This window comes from Ruegeria jejuensis (genome assembly GCF_041537905.1).
In the GTDB taxonomy this organism is placed as follows: Bacteria; Pseudomonadota; Alphaproteobacteria; order Rhodobacterales; family Rhodobacteraceae; genus Ruegeria_C.
Genome location: NZ_JBGRUO010000005.1, coordinates 110,873 through 126,354, shown reverse-complemented (window position 1 = coordinate 126,354; position 15,482 = coordinate 110,873). Strand labels below are relative to the sequence as shown.

Here is a 15,482-nt window from a genome sequence, read left to right as displayed (position 1 = left end):
CTATGGATGAATTGACATAATGCGACTATGCCGGGCTTTGCAGTGCAAGACCAGCGTGCACTCACTCTGGCGCGATGCAGATCTGCGCCCCTAGATCGTCACACTGCGCCCGCAGGGCGGCGGGCACGGGCGCGTCGGTGAACAGCGTGTGGCTGTCACCAAGCGAGCCGATCTTGCCGGGCGCGCGGCGCTGGAACTTGGTGTGGTCAGCTACTACGAAGGTGGCTTTAGACTGCCTCGTGATTGCTTGGGTGGCGTTGACCTCTTGCAGGTCATAGTCCAGCAGGTCGCCATCCTCGTCGATGGCGGCGCAACTGATCACCGCGAGGTCGAACTTGAACAGATCGACCACCTGTGTGGTCAGGTTGCCCAGCAAACCGCCATCGGTGCGGCGCAGGGCACCACCCGCAACAATGATGTCAATTTCCGGGTTTGCCGCCAGAATATTCGCAATGTTCAGGCTGTTGGTGACCACCAGTAATCCGCGATGGCCGGTCAATTCGCGTGCCACCGCCTCGGTCGTGGTGCCGATATTGATGAAGATCGACGCGTTGTCGGGGATGTTTTGCGCACAGAGCGCCCCGATCCTTGCCTTGCCTTCGGCATTCACATTCTGCCTGCGCACATAGTCAAGGCTTGTCGGCCTCGAGGGCAGCACCGCACCGCCATGGACCCTGTCCAGCTTGCCCGATTGCGCCAACTGCGCCAGATCTCGCCGGATCGTTTGGGCGGCGACGCCGAACTGCGTGGCCAAGTCTTCGACGCTGACCATGCCATCAGATTGCGCCAATTCGAGAATGGCCGACTTTCGGATTTCGCTGTTCATATGGTTCCCTTTTCCATCTTCAGAGTCAGACAGGTAATGTTCATATTCAAGAGGAAACGCGCATATTCGCTCGCAATTTTCCACATGCGAACGAAAATGCCCAGAATTCGCAATCATATTGTGGCGGTTCACTTGACAATTGGTCATGCTCGTGCTTGTTACCGCTAACAAGTTCGGCGGAGTCAAAAGCGAGTGACCACACCAGAAAGCGCCGCCGATCCAACATCAGAATTCGAATGCATTCAGGGTCTGAGGAGAGAACCGTGGCCGTAACAGTAGCAATCAACGGATTTGGCCGGATTGGCCGCAATGTGCTGCGCGGGATCATCGAATCCGGCCGCACCGATATCGAGGTTGTGGCCATCAACGATCTGGGCCCGGTCGAAACCAACGCGCATCTGCTGCGCTACGATTCGGTGCATGGCCGTTTCCCCTCCGAGGTGACAACGACCGAGACCACCATCGACGCGGGCCGCGGCCCGATCGAGGTAACTGCCATACGCAACCCGGCCGATCTGCCCTGGAGTCATGTGGATGTGGTGTTGGAATGCACCGGCATCTTCACCTCGAAAGAGGCCTGCCAGGCGCATCTGGAGAATGGCGCGAAACGGGTGCTGATCTCGGCCCCCGGCAAGGATGCCGACAAGACCATCGTTTATGGGGTGAATGACGGCACGCTGACCGGGGCCGATCTGGTGGTCTCGAACGCCTCCTGCACCACCAACTGCCTGTCGCCGGTGGCCAAGGTTCTCAATGACACGGTCGGCATCAAGCGCGGGTTCATGACCACGATCCACTCCTATACCGGTGACCAGCCGACGCTGGACACGTTGCACAAGGACCTCTACCGCGCCCGTGCAGCGGCCGCGAACATGATCCCGACCTCGACCGGAGCAGCCAAGGCGGTGGGGCTGGTTCTGCCTGAACTGAACGGTAAGCTGGACGGTGTGGCGATCCGGGTGCCGACGCCGAATGTCTCTGTAGTCGATCTGACTTTTGAGGCCGACCGCGACACCAGCCCCGAGGAGATCAACGCCGCGATCACCGCAGCAGCTCAGGGACCGTTGAAGGGTATTCTGGGAGTGACCGACGAAAAACTGGTCTCGATGGATTTCAACCATGACCCGCATTCGTCGATCTTTGCCACCGATCAGACCAAGGTAATGGACGGCAATATGTGCCGCGTCCTGAGCTGGTATGACAATGAATGGGGCTTCTCGATGCGCATGGCGGATACCGCCGTGGCAATGGGCAAGCTGATCTGAGGAATACACAACGCCTGATCGGGCCTGCAGCCCTGCGCGAGAAAGTGGACGCTCTGGCCTCGGCGCGCTAGGTTCAGGCCGCAGGAGTTATGTATGCTGCGGATCGTCTCGCAATTGCTTGTGACCCTCGTCCTCGCGGGCGCGGCGCAGGCTGACAAGGGCACCTATCTGGACCTCGCCCGGCGCGGTTGGAACTATGAGTTGCGGGTCACCATGGTGGGCCGCGACTTGGCGATCCCGGTGCATATCAACGGGCGCGATCTGGCCGGAGCGTCGCTTTGTCTGGTGGGCGAGAGGCCGCATCCGCAGACGCAAGCCGTGCTCGATGCGTTCCGGGCCCTGCTGCATCACAGTTTCGGATATCCCGCCCCTGTGCGCTACGCCGGTCCCACCGCAAGCGCCTGTGGTTCGGGGCGAACGGTGATCCTGCGGCTTTATTCAGGGCATCCACCGAACCGGGCGCTGTCATCGGATCTGCAATGGCTGAACGAGGTGCACCAGCTTGGGCTGCCCATGAGTCGCAGCTATGTCGCATCATCGCCGGCCATGGCGCAGACCTTTTTCGGGCGGCGCGGGCAGGGCACCCATATCATGGTCAAGCAACCGGCGCATGCGCGCCCGGACAGGCTGGAGGTCGCGTTCTACAAGTCGATCCTCATCGAAGAGCTGTTTCAGTCCTTCACCTTCGGCATGGATATCCTGCTCTATGACCGGCGGGCCGGGTTTCTGTCGAAACTGCAGGAGACGCCTGTGAACATGCAGCGACTGCCATGGGAGTCCCACGCTTTCATGCGCGCGCTGCTGCAGTCGAACCCCGGTGGTCTGTGCGCCTTTGACGTCTTCATGATGCATGCGGTGGGGCGGGCGCCAGTGGATCAGACGGTCGATCCGGGGTTCATCGACTACATCGATGCCCATTATGACCGCCTGCGCGCACTGGCGGATGAAACCCTGACCGATCCCCGCTTTGCCCCGCTGTTTGACAGCGGCTGCACCTAAGCGGTGGCTGGGGTAATACCTTAAGCTGTGTTTGACAGGGCTGGGACTCCGGTTAGCCTGATCCCCGAAAAGATGGTCTGACATGGCCGCAGGGAGGCGATATGGATACCAGACCCGACACCCCACCAAGCAATATGGGGGAGTTGTCTACCTATCTTTCAAAAGGTCTGGTGGGGCATGAGCATCTGGTGGAATGCCTGCTGATTGCCTTGCTCGAAGGCGGGCATCTGCTGGTCGAAGGGCCGCCTGGCCTGGCAAAGACGCGGGCGGTCAAATGGCTGTCAAACGCGATCGAGGGCAGCTTCGCACGCATTCAGTGCACGCCTGATCTGATGCCCTCGGACCTCACCGGCACGCCGGTTTACCACCCGCAGGACGGCACGTTCGAGTTTGTGCCCGGCCCGGTTTTTCACAATCTGGTGCTGGTCGACGAGATCAACCGCGCCCCGCCAAAGGTGCAATCCGCCCTGCTGGAGGCGATGGCCGAGCATCAGGTGACCGTCGGCAACGAGACCCATAAGCTGCCCGATCCGTTCCTGGTGGTGGCGACGCAAAACCCGATCGAACATGATGGCACCTTTCCGCTGCCAGAGGCGCAGCTTGACCGGTTCCTGCTGCATGTGGTGTTGCGCCTGCCCACCCCCGAAACCGAACGCCGAATCCTCGATCTGGTGATTTCCGAAACCGAGGATGGCCCGCCTGCCGCACGGCGGATGACACTGGCGGATCTGGAAAACGCAAGGGCGCAGGTGCGGGCGGTGCATCTGGCGCCGGAATTGCGGGATTACATCGTGCGGCTGGTAAACGCCACGCGCGCGGGCGATCTGGCCGCGGATGTGGAACACGCGGTCTCGCCGCGCGGCTCGCTGGCACTGGCTTCGGCGGCGCGTGCGCGGGCGTTTCTGCGCGGTCGCGATTTTGCCCTGCCCGAGGATGTTGCAGCCGTCGCCCCCGACGCATTGGCGCATCGGATGGTGCTGACCTGGCGCGCGGTGGCGGATGGGCGCAAGCCGCGCGAGGTGGTCGCCGATATCCTGAATGCGGTTGAGCCGCTGTGAACGAGGCGCTGTCAGATGCGGGCGTCAGCCTCAATTCGGGCCCGTTGATCGCTTTGCGCCGCGTGGCGCTGTCCTCTTATGCCGCGCCTCCGATGGCCGCCTTGCCGGGTGGTTTCGTCACAAAGCGGCGCGGGCAGGGGATCGAGGTTGTCGATGTGCGCGAATATGTGGCTGGTGACGATATCCGTCATCTCGATCGCGGCACCACCGCTCGAACCGGGCGGCTGCATGTGCGGCAGTTTCAGGAAGAGCGCGACCGGGTCAGCCTGTTGGTCGCGGATTTCCGGGCCTCGATGTTCTGGGGTCTGCGGCGGGCCTTTCTGTCGGTTGCTGCCGCCGAGGCGCTTGTGATGATTGGCTGGCATCTGGTGGAAAGCGGCGGGCGCGTGGCGCTGCTGGCGATCACGCCAGAGGCCCCGGTGATCGTGCCGCCGCGCGGGCGCACGCGCGGTATGCTCGATGTGATCGGCGGGCTGGTTCAGGCCCATCGCAACGGGCTTGAGGCTGTCCTGGCCGGGCGACAGGATGCCCTGACGCTGGATCAGGCGCTGACCCGCGCGGACCGGCTGGCGCCAACCGGTGCCGAGATCATTGTTGCTTCAGGCTTTGACGCCCCCGGTTCAGGCCTGGCCGATCGGTTGGATCTGCTGGCCCATCGCCGCAGCCCGCGACTGGTTCTGATGACCGAGGCAAAGACCCATGAGATGCCGCGCGGCTGGTATCCGATCCGGCTGTCGGATGGGCGTCAAAAACGGGTCTATCTGGCGCAGGACAAGGCGGCAGAGGTTAGGATGTACCAGCAGGTTGCCGGGCGCGCGGCCCTGGTCCTGAATGCCAGTGACAGCGTCGAAGAGATTGCCCGCAGGATCTCGGCTGCCTTTCCCACAAGGGTGGCGGCATGACGGAAACGGCACTTTCCGAAACGGCGATGCTGGCCAGCTTGCGGGACATCCGCCTGCCAGCTGAGGCGCCGGGCGGTGTGGTCGCCGAACTGGCCGCGACCGCAGGTTTGGCGGGGCTTGGCGCGGTGCTGGTTGTTGGTCTGTTGCGGTTGCTCAGCAATCGCCGCCCGGTCGTGCAATCGGCAAGGCCGATTGACCGATTGGCGGCGCTCAACGACAAGCCCGAGGTGGAGCGACGGGTTGCATTGCTGCACCTGCTGCGGGACCATGCCCCCGATCGATATGCCGCGATCCGGGGGGGGCTCTACCGGCGTGAGGGGAGCGTTGACCTGAAGGCGCTGGAGGCGGAGGTCGCGCGCCTTGTTTGAACTGGCTGATCCCTGGGTGTTGCTGGCGCTGCCATTGCCCCTGTTGGTCGCGCGTTTGCTCAACCCACAACCGGTCTCGGGGCGCGCCTTGCTTGTGCCCGATCACATTGGCGGCGCAATGCTGCAGGCGGGCCGCGCACAAGACGGCGCGCGGCGTATCCCGCTGCGGCAGATGCTGCTCTGGTTGATCTGGGCGCTGACGCTTGTGGCGTTGTCAGGCCCGCGTGATCTGGAACCGGTGAGTGCGCTCAAAGTGTCGGGCCGCGATCTGGCCATTGCACTGGACTTGTCGGGCTCAATGGTGCGCGACGATTTCTATCTCGATGATCGCCAGATCACCCGGCTTGAGGCGGTGACCACCGTGGGTGCCGATTTCGCCCGGCGCAGAGGCGGGGACAGGGTTGCGTTGATCGTGTTCGGCTCCGAGGCGTATTTCGCGACACCGTTCACCTTCGATGTCGAAGCGGTCGCGCGGCGCATCGAAGAGGCCAGCATCGGGATCTCCGGCCGCGCCACCAATATCTCGGACGGGTTGGGGCTGGCACTGAAGCGAATGGCTGACAGCGAAGCGGCGTCGCGCGTGGTCATCCTGCTGTCGGACGGGGTCAATAATGCCGGTGCCACCAATCCACGCGGCGTGGCGGAACTGGCCGCCGCAATGGACGTGCGGGTGCATACGATCGCGCTGGGCCCTAAGGATCTGGACAGCGCCCAAGCGGGTGAACGCGGGGTGGTGGATGCCACCACGCTGCGCGCGATTGCGCAGGTCTCGGGCGGTGAGAGCTTTCGCGTGAAAACCACCGATGATCTGGTTGCCGTGGCCGAGGCGCTGGACCGGCTGGAGGCCACCGATAGCGACGGGCTGGCCGCCGAGATCTACCGCGACTACTGGCCCTGGCCCGCCGCGCTGGCCGTGGTGTTGGGATGCCTCGCGCTGTGGAGGGAAGCGGCGTGAGTATCGACGATATCACCCTGTTGCGACCGCTCTGGCTGCTGTGCCTACCGGTTCTGTGCGGGTTCGGCTGGTGGCTCTGGTCCCGTAGCGGCGGGTTCGGAGAATGGGACCGGGCCGCAAATCCCGTGTTGATGCGGGCCATGGCGGCCCTTGGCCGGATCGATGCCCGCGCCAACCGCAGACCGCTGATCGCGCTGCTTTTGGCGGTCGGCATCTGCATACTGGCCCTGGCCGGTCCGGCGATCGAGCGGCGCGATGCGCTGTCCTTTCGCAATCTCGACGGGGTTCTGTTTGTCGTGGATGCCTCAACCAGCGTTACCGATGATCCGCGCTGGCCGCAGATGCTGACCATGGGTCGCTTCGGTGTCAGCGCGCTTGGCACGCGGCCCGGTGGCATCATCGTCTATGCGGGCGATGCCTATGTCGCCACCGACATGACCGCCGATCACCGGCAGGTGGGTCAGACATTTTCCCTGATCGATGCGCAGACGGTGCCGGACCGGGGCTCGCGCCCGGAACGCGCCCTGGCGCTGGCCGGTCAGTTGATGCACGAGGCCGATGTGCTGGCGGGCGATGTCGTGCTCTTTACCGACGGGGCGGGTCTTGGGCCGGACTCTTTGCAGGAGGCGGCGGCATTGGTGGAGGCTGGCACGCGGCTGTCGCTGGTGTCGCTGGGCGATGCCACAGCCGGGATGGAGACACATGCCAGCCTCGGCGGTGGTGCGGTGTTCACGCTTGAGCAGACCGACGGCTTGCAAGAGTGGCTGGCCAGTGACGCCCGGATGCGGCTGGAACAGGCCGATTATCCAGTGCTGTTCTGGCGTGACATGGGGCGCTATCTTCTGGTGCTGGCGCTTGTTCCTCTGCTCCTGCTGTTTCGGAGGGATGCGGCATGAGGTGGCTTGCAGTCCTGTCGATCACTCTGCTGATATTGGCTTCACTGATGGGCAGCACAGCACCTTTTGGCCGTGTTTTCATGGCGTTGGGGATGAACGGGTTGGCGGCGCAGGTTTTTGACAACCCCGGCTGGCGGGGGGCGGCGCTTTATCGAGCAGGAGAGTATCAGGGCGCGGCAGAGGCGTTTGAGGCGGCGGGAGCGCTTTACAATCTTGGCAATGCCGAAGCGCAGAGCGGTCGCTATGCAGCGGCGCTTGAGGTCTATGATCTTGCTATCACGCGTGGGGACCCGGATGCGCAGGCCAATTTCGATGTGGTGGCCGCCTACTATGCCGGGCTGCAGATTGATCCCGAGGCTTTGGGCCTGTTCCCGGAACGCAAGGACGGCCCGCAGGCAGACAGTTTCATCGCACGCGGGGATGCGCGCGCGGCGGGCACGGGCAGCGAGGTTACCAATGCCAACACCATGCTGGGTCTGGCCGAGCTGGACAGCCGCGGGCGCCTTGGCGTGCGGCGGATTTTTGACGACAAGTTCATGGTGGCCGATGAGCGTTGGCTGAACCAACTGTCGGATGTTCCGGGTGAGTTCATGGCCGCGCGCATCGCGCAGGAACACAAGCGCCGCGTTAGGCTGGGCCTGTCGCCACCCGAACCGGAGGATGCGGAATGAAGTGGATGCTGCTGCTTTGCCTGTTCTGGCCTATTTGTGGCTTGGCACAATCGCGCACCGTGTTGCCGTCCGAAGTATACCTGAGCGTGTCGGTGGATGAGGATATCGGCACGCCGTTCACCCGAGAGATGATCCTGCTGACGATCCGGGGCGTCTATCGGCGTCACATCACCCGTGAAGACCTGATCCAACCCGACTTCGACGGGTTCAGCTGGGCCCAGCTGGGGCCTGACAGCTGGAGCGAAGAGCGCATCGATGGCCGCAATTTCAAGGTCTTCACCCGGCGCATGGCGATCTATCCGGTGCGCTCGGGGACACTGACCATTGCTCCCTTCACCCATAAGCTGACATTGACCGATGAAGGCGATGACTGGTTTGAACATGAGATCCAGTCCGAGCCGCTCAGCATCGAAGTGGCCCCCGCACCGCAATCGCAAGGCTGGTGGTTCCCGGTGCGCGATCTGAAAGTGTCGGATCAATGGTCAAACGCGCCCGACCAGTTGGTGCCCGGCGAAGGGGTGCTGCGAGTGGTTCGGATCGAAGCCCTGGGCGTGACGCCCGAGATGATCCCGCCGATGCCCGATCTGACCTCGCCCTCGGCCATGATCTTTCCGCATCCCGAAAAGCGTCTGGTCGAATTGACTCCCGAAGGGCCGGTGACCTACGCGTTCTGGCGCTGGACTATCCGGCCCTCGAACGATACCTCCACCATAGTTGAACCGCTGAATTTCAGCTATTTCGATACGGTGGCGCGTGAAGCGCGGGATGTGACGATTTCGGCGCAGCGTGTCGCCTATGGCTCGGTGACTGGAGATCGCGGCACAGTACCAGCGGCCCAAACGGTGATGTCCGCGCGCTTGCCGGGCTGGCCGGTTGCGGGTCTGGCCGTGTTGGTCTTTGCCTGCGGTATTGCTCTGGGTATGTCTGGCCGTCGCGTGGTCGGGCTGCGCGCGCTGCAACGGTTCCCGATCTTCGATCCGCTCGCGCGGCGACTGCGCAAAAGGGCACGCTCCGGCGAGGCAGCCGAGATGCGCCGTGTGGCCGTCGCGCTGCTTCGGCGCGACGGGGCCTCGCCACCCCGTATGCAGATGATCCGGGAGTTTGACCGCGCGGTCTTTGATCCGACCGCGCCTTCCCCTGATCTGAAATCCTTCGCGACCCGATTTCTGCGTCCTGCCACGCCCGAAGGCAATCGCTAAGGCAGACAGGTCCGGTTTGCAGAGCAAGATGGAGCGAAATTACTCCCAAAGTCTGTATTGCGAAAGCGCACACTGGGATTTGCGGGTGAGTCGCAGATCGAAACAGTTGAAATGATTTGCACTTTGGCTACTTTCACCTTGGGAGGACTACGAATGCAGACGATGGGCTACCCCATGGCAGCGGGCCCCGTGTCCAATGTGTTGATCGTTGACGACCATCCGCTCTACAGCGACGCGCTTGCGGCCGCACTTGAGCTCAGCTTCGATGGCTGCGGTATTCAGCGCGCGCGGACGCTGCAGGAAACCTTTGAGGTGCTTGAAAGCGGGTTCGATCCGGACCTGATCATGTTCGATCTGAAACTGCCCGACGTGACGGGTATTTCAGGCTTTCAGGAGCTGCGGAAACGCCGGCCGTCGGCGCGTGTGCTTGTGATTTCGTCGCTGGCCTCGGGCGAACTGGTGCAGTCGCTGATCGAAAACGGCGCTATGGGCTTTCTGCCCAAAGACGCCTCGGCCAACACGCTGAAACACGCGATCAGCGAGATTGCAGCAGGGCGGGGCTATGTGCCGCAGGAATACCGTCAGCTTGATGACGCGCCGGCGCAGGACAGTTGCGCCTTCCAGTCCAGCCCGGAATTGTCAAACCTGACGCCGCAGCAGACCCGCATCCTCAAGCTGATCTGCGTGGGCAAGCCGAACAAGCAGATCGCCTATGAGCTGTCGCTGGCCGAAGCCACGGTCAAGGCACATATCACCGCGCTGCTGCGCCGATTGGGCGTGCGCAACCGCACCCAGGCGGCGGTTCTGGTGGATTCCGTGATGGCGCGCCAGACCGGCAACGAACCGGAGGCGCGCGCGTTTCTACAACACTGAGGGTGGATGATGCGAGACCTGGACCACGGACCCTTTTTCATTCGCGTCGGGCGGTCTTCGGCGCCGGAGTCCAAGGCTGCCATCCGCGAGGCCTGCGTCGATCTGGAACCGGATGCGGCGTGTTTTGTGCTGGCCTTCATTCCGCACACGCTCGATCTGAGCGACGTGATGCAGGAGTTGAGCAACACGCTGGCAGGCGTGCCCGTTTTCGGCTGCACGACCGCCGGGCAGATCACCGCAAACGGCTATGAGGCCGATGCGCTGCTGCTGATGGGGTTTCCAAAAGCGAACTTCCGCTGCGCCTCGATCCTGTTCGAGCAGCTCAACCCCCTGGACACGACCCAGATCGCAACACAGGCGCAGCGACAAACCGAGAAATTCCGCCACACGGCGGGCTGGAACCGGCTGGCGCTGATGTTCTCGGACGGGTTGTCGAAACAGGAGGATGTGCTGGTCTCGACGCTGGAAACGGTGCTGGACGATCTGCCGATCTTTGGCGGATCAGCGGGCGATGGTCTGGAGTTCCAGGAAACCTTCGTGCTGCACAAGGGGCAGGCGCATACCAACGCGGCGGTCCTGTTGCTGATCGAAACGAATCTGCAATTCCAGGGCGTGGGCTTTGACCATTTCCTGCCTGTTGGCTCGCCGCTCATCATCACCGATGCCGATCCTGACGAGCGGCTGGTCTATGAGATCAACGGCGCGCCCGCTGCGCTGGAATATGCCCGTCTGGTGGGTTGCCCGGTGGATGCGCTGTCACCGCAGGTATTTGCCGAAAACCCGATGCTGCTACGCCACAACCTCAACTACTATGTGCGCGCGATCCGGGATGCGACGGATGGCCATGCGCTGTCCTTTCTGGCGGCAATCGACGATGGGCTCATCATGACGCTCGGGCGCGGAAAGGAGATTCTCGAAACGCTGGATACCGGTCTGGATGTGCGCGACAGGGTTGGCAGGGCGCCGGATTTCATTCTTGGCTTTGACTGCGTTCTGCGCAAGCTCGAGATCGAGCAGAACCAGTTGAGCAGCAAGGTTTCCGACATATTGCAGGCCCGGCGCGTTCTGGGGTTCAACACTTATGGTGAACAGCAATCCGGCGTGCATATGAACCAGACCTTCGTGGGTGTCGCTTTTTTTGAGCCTGAAACCAGGGTTCTGACCTGATGATGCTGAATCCCGACGACCCGCTCGACCTGCAAGTTGCCAAACAGGCCAAGATCATCGACGCGCTGATGCGCCGGGCCAACCGACAAAAGGATGTGGGTCCCTCGGCCTTTAGGGCGTTTCAATCCGCGATCGAGCTACAGCAGCAGGTCATGGCGCAAAGCCGTGATCTGGAACGAGCCACAACCGAGTTGGAAAGCGCCCGCTATGAGCGCGAGCGCACCCGCAAGAGCCTGGTCGAGGCGCTGTCATCGATGGAAGAGGGGTTCGCCCTGTTCACCGATGGCCAGTTGAACCTATGCAACGATCTGTTTCAGGCGCTGCTGCCCGACATATCCGACAAGGTCGTGCCCGGCCTTGGCCTGGTTCGGTTTTTCACGCTGGTTTATGGCAGCACGCATTTCGCCTCATCCGATCTCAGCATGTCGCAGGTGGCTCAGGCCTTGGATCGCAGTCGCGACAACGGGATGATTACAACTGTGGTCATCGAGCTGCGCAATGACCGCTGGTACCAGATGAGCGCGCAGTCCACCTCGCACGAGAATGTGGTCATTCTGCTCACCGAGATCACCTCGGTCGTGCGGCGCAACCGTGACGAGAAGGAAACCCTGATCGACCGTCAGGAGGACTATCTGCAGGCGGTGTTTCAGAACATGAGCTCGGGCATCTGCACCTTTTCCGCCGAGGCCGAAGTGATGATGCACAACGCCCGGTTCCGAGAGGTGTTGGGCCTGCCCAATGCGATGTTGCAATCGGGGATGCCGGTCCAGAAACTGCTCGATCTCATGCGCGCGCGGGGGTTGATCAAGGCCGATGATGAACTGAAGGTGGGTACCTGGCAGCGCGAGCTCAAAAGCCGTGGGTGGTTGCGCAAGCGGGTGCGCGACGCGGCAGACCGGGTTCTTGACGTCCATGCCAACCAATTGCCGGATGGCGGTTTTCTGGTCGAACTCAAGGATGTCACGCTGGAGGCGCGCACGACCGAGATGCTGGAAAACCGGGTCATGGAACGCACAGCCGAGTTGACCCGGGCCAATGAGCAGCTGATCCGCGAGTATGAGGAAAAGGCCCAGGTCGAGGAAGCGCTGCGCGTCGCCAAGGAACGGGCCGAGGCGGCGGTGTCGTCAAAAACGCGCTTTCTTGCGGCAGCCAGCCACGACCTGTTGCAACCGATCAATGCCGCCAAGCTGCTGATTTCCACGCTGAAAGAGACCACGCGAGAGACCGACCTCTATTTGATGATGGAACGTCTGGACGGCGCCTTCGGCTCCGCCGAGCAATTGCTGCACTCGCTGCTCGACATCTCACGACTGGAAAGCGCCGAGCCCGACACCGTCTCGCCGCGAAGCGTCCGTCTGGCGTCGGTGATGGCGGGGATTCACGGCGATCAGGCGCTGGTTGCGGAACAAAAGAACGTGCGGCTCGACATGGTGCTCTGCGAGGCGTTTGTGCATTCCGATCCGGTCTACCTGCTGCGCTCGATCCAGAATCTGGTAGTAAATGCGATCCAATACACCGATCCGGGCGGGCGTGTCCTGGTGGGTTGCCGCAAGCGTGGCGACAAGATCTTGCTGCAGGTCTGGGACACCGGGATCGGGATCGCGCGCAAGGATCAGACCCGCGTGTTCGATGAATTTACCCGCGCGGATAACGTGCCCTTTGGCTCGGGCATGGGGCTGGGTCTGTCGGTTGTCGACCGGGCCTGCCGCCTGCTGGGGCATAAATTATCAGTGCGTTCGAAACCCGATGTGGGATCGGTTTTCAGCATCGAGATGGACCGGGTCGCGGCGGATCGCAGCACGCCTGAACCGGTCGAGTTGTTGCCGCAATCCGAGGACTTGTCGCTGGATCATATCGTGCTGGTGATCGAAAATGACGAGGATGTGCTGTTTGGCACCACGCGCTGGCTGGAACAATGCGGCGCCAGCGTCCTGGCTGCGCAATCTACCGAAGAGGCCGTGCAATTTGTCACCGATATGGGGATGCCGCCGGACATCATTCTGGCGGATTACCAACTCGACAACGCTGACACGGGGATTGCGGCAATCGCGCGGATCAGGGCCCTGACACAAACCCATGTGCCAGCCATCCTTATCACGGCCAACCGCAGCGAAAGCCTGCATGCAACGGCGGTGCGGCAGGATATCTCGGTGATGACCAAGCCGGTGAAACTGTCGCGGTTGCGGCCTCTGATCGACTGGAAAATCCGCTGGCGCCCTCCTACACGCCGCGCAGAACCGTCGATACCGACAAAGGTCGGCGGTGACAGGGCCGTCTGACGCCATAAGCTTCTGCAACGGAGGACCAAAAATGATCAAAGCGCTGCTGGCCGGGCTGGTATCTGTTCTGTTGAGCGCCGGACTGGCGTTTTCGGCGTCGCTGGATGGCGAGGAAACCTATGATTTGCTGTTTCGCGATGGAACGCTCGACAGCGTGGATCGCGACGCGGCTCTGATCTACCGGCGGACTGTGTCAAACCAGCTCAAGCCCGAAACGGCAGAGCGCGACACAGGCCAGATCGCGCTGACCTTCAGAGATGACGCCTCCGAGATGGCGCATCTGGAATTTCGCCAGGACGAGAAACACCGCGCCATGGGCGTGTTTCCGGCCAGCGTCGGCAATCCGATGATCATGGTCTTTTACGAAAGCGCCGTGCGCGACATGGCGGAATCGGCGGGTGGCAGTCCGTTCTACATCCGCAATCGCGTGAAGGATGCGCTGATCCAACCCACTGAGGTGGAAACCGGCGAGGCGATTCTTGATGGCGAGGCCGTAACCACGCAAACCGTCCGGCTGCGCCCGTTTGAAGAAGACCCCAACCGCGACCGCATGCAGGGCTTCGGCGATCTGGTGCTCAGCGTGACCGTCTCGGAAGACGTGCCGGGCTGGTATCTGAAACTGGTGGCCGAGGCCCTGCCCGAGGCGGGCGGCGAGGCGGTCTACCGCTCGGAGATGGTGTTCGACCGGCTGGAGGGCACGCAATGATGCGGAGGGTTGCTGCCGCGCTTCTGACCCTGTGCCTGCCGGTTGCGGGCATGGCGCAGAGCGTTGCCGACCGGCTGAACGATTACCCGACCGCCGCGCGGGCCGACTACGTCTTTGCTTGCATGGTGACCAACGGTCAGACCCGTGAAATGCTGGACAGGTGTTCCTGCTCAGTCGACCTGATCGCGACCATTCTACCTTATGAAACCTATTTGCAGGCTGAAACGGTGCTGTCGATGCGGCGCGTGGGTGGCGAGCGCATGTCGTTCTTCAAAAGCGCGGCGATGGCCGAAAACCTGGTCGCAGAACTGCGCCGCGCACAAGCCGAGGCCGAGGTGGTCTGTTTCTAAACCACAATCTACGCCAGCAGTGACTTGCGGTCACAGCAGGGCTGACCTTTTTGCAGGTTTCAGCCTGAGGCGGCTTTGGGCAGCTCTGTCTCAAAACTGTTGCCTTCGGTATCGGTGGCCTTGACCGTCAGCGTTGTCGCGCCGTTGTCGTTATAGGCGAACCGGAAGGCCGGGTTTTCCGAGATCGAGATGCCGCCATCCATTGTAAAGAGCAACTCTTCGCCCTGCCAGACTTCAAGGTGGTCGATGAAATGCGCCGGGATGAACAGCTGCGTGATCTGGTCACGTTGAAGGCCGGAATAGTTCGGGTGGCGGATCATGATCTGTGCCTCGCGGCGGGGCGTCGAGATCTGTGCGCCCTCGCCGAACATGCGCAGCTTCATCTTGCCCATCGAGGCAAGCGCCGCTTCGGGATCTTTGGTGGCCGGGGCCGAGCAGCCGCCGGATGCTTTCACAAACCGCCCGGTCATGTGCAGGCCGTCCGGCGTTTCAGCGATGACCCGCACGTTGGAATACTGGTTCACTCGCACGCGCATCTCGAAATCCAGCTGGCCCATGGCCGGCGAAAAGGTAAAGACACCGGCGATCGGGGCCGGGTTTTCGTCGATGACCACGGTGGCGGCGGTGATCTGTGCGTTGGGATCAAGCTGCTTCAGCACGACCGGGACGGTGGCGGCATCATGGGCGCGATAGGGCGCATCTACTAATAAAAGCGTATCGGCGGTCCCGATCTGCGCCTCGCCCACGACATCATATTGCAAATCCTGCCAGGTTTCGCTTGCGGTCAACGGGTTCTTGACGGTCCCACCCGCGAAAACGGGCAGCGACAGCATCGAAACGATCGCTGTTGCACATATGAAATGTCGGGCCATGTTGTCTCCTCCGGCAACTGGTGCCGCGTCTTATGGCACAAAAGCTCATAAAAATATACTCCGACTAAAGGCTGCGTGATCTACACAAAACCGTGT

16 protein-coding genes are annotated in these 15,482 nt (G+C 62.1%); 14 read left to right on the top strand and 2 right to left on the bottom strand.

The features are described 5' to 3' along the window. Window positions 1–61: 61 nt before the first annotated feature. The gene (locus AB1E34_RS08085; protein ID WP_372571826.1) at window positions 62–826 is read right to left on the bottom strand and encodes a DeoR/GlpR family DNA-binding transcription regulator; all 765 of its coding nucleotides are present in this window, start codon (window positions 824–826) and stop codon (window positions 62–64) included. A gap of 263 nt (window positions 827–1,089) precedes the next feature. On the opposite strand from AB1E34_RS08085, the gene gap reads away from it, so the two are divergent. From gap to AB1E34_RS08015, 14 genes are all read left to right on the top strand, one after another. Then, window positions 1,090–2,091: a type I glyceraldehyde-3-phosphate dehydrogenase gene (gap, locus tag AB1E34_RS08080; RefSeq protein ID WP_372571825.1), complete on the top strand. Its 1,002-nt coding sequence runs from the start codon at window positions 1,090–1,092 to the stop codon at window positions 2,089–2,091. 93 nt (window positions 2,092–2,184) lie between these two features. Beyond that, window positions 2,185–3,090 carry a hypothetical protein gene (locus AB1E34_RS08075; RefSeq protein WP_372571824.1) on the top strand — a complete coding sequence of 302 codons (906 nt, stop codon included), beginning with the start codon at window positions 2,185–2,187 and terminating at the stop codon, window positions 3,088–3,090. Between the two features lie 101 nt (window positions 3,091–3,191). Continuing rightward, entirely contained in the window at window positions 3,192–4,148 is a 957-nt protein-coding gene (locus AB1E34_RS08070; protein ID WP_372571823.1) for an AAA family ATPase, read from the top strand. Beyond that, on the top strand, window positions 4,145–5,050 hold the full coding sequence (locus AB1E34_RS08065) for a DUF58 domain-containing protein (RefSeq protein WP_372571822.1): 906 nt from the start codon (window positions 4,145–4,147) through the stop codon (window positions 5,048–5,050). Before AB1E34_RS08070 ends, AB1E34_RS08065 begins: the two co-directional genes overlap by 4 nt. Then, window positions 5,047–5,418, top strand: coding sequence for a hypothetical protein (locus tag AB1E34_RS08060; RefSeq protein ID WP_372571821.1), 372 nt, complete (start codon window positions 5,047–5,049; stop codon window positions 5,416–5,418). Before AB1E34_RS08065 ends, AB1E34_RS08060 begins: the two co-directional genes overlap by 4 nt. Then, window positions 5,411–6,373, top strand: coding sequence for a VWA domain-containing protein (locus AB1E34_RS08055; protein WP_372571820.1), 963 nt, complete (start codon window positions 5,411–5,413; stop codon window positions 6,371–6,373). Before AB1E34_RS08060 ends, AB1E34_RS08055 begins: the two co-directional genes overlap by 8 nt. Beyond that, complete coding sequence (locus AB1E34_RS08050) at window positions 6,370–7,269, top strand: VWA domain-containing protein (protein WP_372571819.1); 900 nt, start codon at window positions 6,370–6,372, stop codon at window positions 7,267–7,269. The genes AB1E34_RS08055 and AB1E34_RS08050 overlap by 4 nt, the downstream gene beginning before the upstream one ends. Beyond that, complete coding sequence (locus AB1E34_RS08045; RefSeq protein ID WP_372571818.1) at window positions 7,266–7,940, top strand: hypothetical protein; 675 nt, start codon at window positions 7,266–7,268, stop codon at window positions 7,938–7,940. The genes AB1E34_RS08050 and AB1E34_RS08045 overlap by 4 nt, the downstream gene beginning before the upstream one ends. Next, window positions 7,937–9,139, top strand: a complete 1,203-nt coding sequence (locus AB1E34_RS08040) for a hypothetical protein (protein ID WP_372571817.1) — start codon at window positions 7,937–7,939, stop codon at window positions 9,137–9,139. The genes AB1E34_RS08045 and AB1E34_RS08040 overlap by 4 nt, the downstream gene beginning before the upstream one ends. 174 nt (window positions 9,140–9,313) lie before the next feature. Further along, window positions 9,314–10,012 (top strand): response regulator, encoded by a 699-nt coding sequence (locus AB1E34_RS08035; RefSeq protein ID WP_372571816.1) that lies wholly within the window; start codon window positions 9,314–9,316, stop codon window positions 10,010–10,012. A gap of 9 nt (window positions 10,013–10,021) precedes the next feature. Beyond that, window positions 10,022–11,179, top strand: a complete 1,158-nt coding sequence (locus AB1E34_RS08030) for an FIST N-terminal domain-containing protein (protein WP_372571815.1) — start codon at window positions 10,022–10,024, stop codon at window positions 11,177–11,179. After that, window positions 11,179–13,458, top strand: a complete 2,280-nt coding sequence (locus tag AB1E34_RS08025; protein ID WP_372571814.1) for a hybrid sensor histidine kinase/response regulator — start codon at window positions 11,179–11,181, stop codon at window positions 13,456–13,458. Before AB1E34_RS08030 ends, AB1E34_RS08025 begins: the two co-directional genes overlap by 1 nt. Before the next feature lie 31 nt (window positions 13,459–13,489). Next, on the top strand, window positions 13,490–14,164 hold the full coding sequence (locus AB1E34_RS08020) for a hypothetical protein (RefSeq protein WP_372571813.1): 675 nt from the start codon (window positions 13,490–13,492) through the stop codon (window positions 14,162–14,164). After that, a complete protein-coding gene (locus tag AB1E34_RS08015; RefSeq protein ID WP_372571963.1) occupies window positions 14,164–14,514 on the top strand; it encodes a hypothetical protein in 351 nt (116 codons plus the stop codon). The genes AB1E34_RS08020 and AB1E34_RS08015 overlap by 1 nt, the downstream gene beginning before the upstream one ends. Before the next feature lie 59 nt (window positions 14,515–14,573). On the opposite strand, the gene AB1E34_RS08010 is transcribed toward AB1E34_RS08015, so the two are convergent. Beyond that, window positions 14,574–15,386, bottom strand: a complete 813-nt coding sequence (locus AB1E34_RS08010; protein WP_372571812.1) for a quinoprotein dehydrogenase-associated SoxYZ-like carrier — start codon at window positions 15,384–15,386, stop codon at window positions 14,574–14,576. Window positions 15,387–15,482 lie beyond the last annotated feature (96 nt).

Bases quoted from the DNA above. Each gene is read 5' to 3' on its own strand.
- AB1E34_RS08060 (WP_372571821.1), top strand. From the start codon at position 5,047: ATGACGGAAACGGCACTTTCCGAAACGGCGATGCTGGCCAGCTTGCGG.
- AB1E34_RS08015 (WP_372571963.1), top strand. From the start codon at position 14,164: ATGCGGAGGGTTGCTGCCGCGCTTCTGACCCTGTGCCTGCCGGTTGCG.
- AB1E34_RS08085 (WP_372571826.1), bottom strand. From the start codon at position 826: ATGAACAGCGAAATCCGAAAGTCGGCCATTCTCGAATTGGCGCAATCT.
- AB1E34_RS08020 (WP_372571813.1), top strand. From the start codon at position 13,490: ATGATCAAAGCGCTGCTGGCCGGGCTGGTATCTGTTCTGTTGAGCGCC.
- AB1E34_RS08070 (WP_372571823.1), top strand. From the start codon at position 3,192: ATGGATACCAGACCCGACACCCCACCAAGCAATATGGGGGAGTTGTCT.
- AB1E34_RS08010 (WP_372571812.1), bottom strand. From the start codon at position 15,386: ATGGCCCGACATTTCATATGTGCAACAGCGATCGTTTCGATGCTGTCG.
- AB1E34_RS08075 (WP_372571824.1), top strand. From the start codon at position 2,185: ATGCTGCGGATCGTCTCGCAATTGCTTGTGACCCTCGTCCTCGCGGGC.
- AB1E34_RS08045 (WP_372571818.1), top strand. From the start codon at position 7,266: ATGAGGTGGCTTGCAGTCCTGTCGATCACTCTGCTGATATTGGCTTCA.
- AB1E34_RS08040 (WP_372571817.1), top strand. From the start codon at position 7,937: ATGAAGTGGATGCTGCTGCTTTGCCTGTTCTGGCCTATTTGTGGCTTG.
- AB1E34_RS08025 (WP_372571814.1), top strand. From the start codon at position 11,179: ATGATGCTGAATCCCGACGACCCGCTCGACCTGCAAGTTGCCAAACAG.
- AB1E34_RS08035 (WP_372571816.1), top strand. From the start codon at position 9,314: ATGGCAGCGGGCCCCGTGTCCAATGTGTTGATCGTTGACGACCATCCG.
- AB1E34_RS08030 (WP_372571815.1), top strand. From the start codon at position 10,022: ATGCGAGACCTGGACCACGGACCCTTTTTCATTCGCGTCGGGCGGTCT.